Origin of the sequence: Elioraea sp. Yellowstone, assembly GCF_006704265.1 — a bacterium.
Lineage (GTDB): Bacteria > Pseudomonadota > Alphaproteobacteria > Acetobacterales > Acetobacteraceae > Elioraea.
Map to the genome: position 1 here is coordinate 1 of NZ_VIKA01000336.1, position 523 is coordinate 523.

General features: G+C 78.8%; 1 protein-coding gene. It reads left to right on the forward strand.

The window, feature by feature from the left end; translation table 11 throughout:
* Positions 1 to 6: 6 nt before the first annotated feature.
* Positions 7 to 523 (forward strand): aminotransferase class V-fold PLP-dependent enzyme (locus tag FK498_RS19015; protein WP_141857296.1); only part of this gene is annotated, 517 nt, incomplete at its 3' end.

The window sequence follows — 523 nt, forward strand, 5'->3', positions numbered from 1 at the left end:
GACCGCATGACCCGGCTCCATCTCGACGCCAACGCGACCGAGCCGCTGCGCCCGGAGGCGCGCGCGGCCGTGCTCGCCGCCCTGGACGTGTCCGGCAACCCGTCCTCGGTGCACGCCGCCGGACGGGCGGCACGGCGCCTGCTCGAGGAGGCGCGCGAGCGGCTCGCCGGGCTGGCGGGGCTCTCCCCGGCGGCGGTGGTGTTCACGTCCGGCGGCACGGAGGCGAACGCGACCGTGCTTGCCGGCCTGCGCGCCGAGGGCCGGCGCGTGCTCGCCGGCGCGACCGAGCACGACTCCGTGCTGCGAGCGGCTCCCGAGGCCGAACGGATCCCGGTGGATCGCGACGGGGTGATCGACCTCGCCGCGCTCGAGGCCGCGCTCGCGGGCGATGCGCGGCCCGCGGCGGTCGCGCTGATGCTCGCCAACAACGAGACCGGCACGCTCCAGCCGGTCGCCGCGGTGGCCGCGCTCTGCCGGCGCTTCCGGGCGCGGCTGCACGTCGATGCGGTGCAGGCGCCGGGGC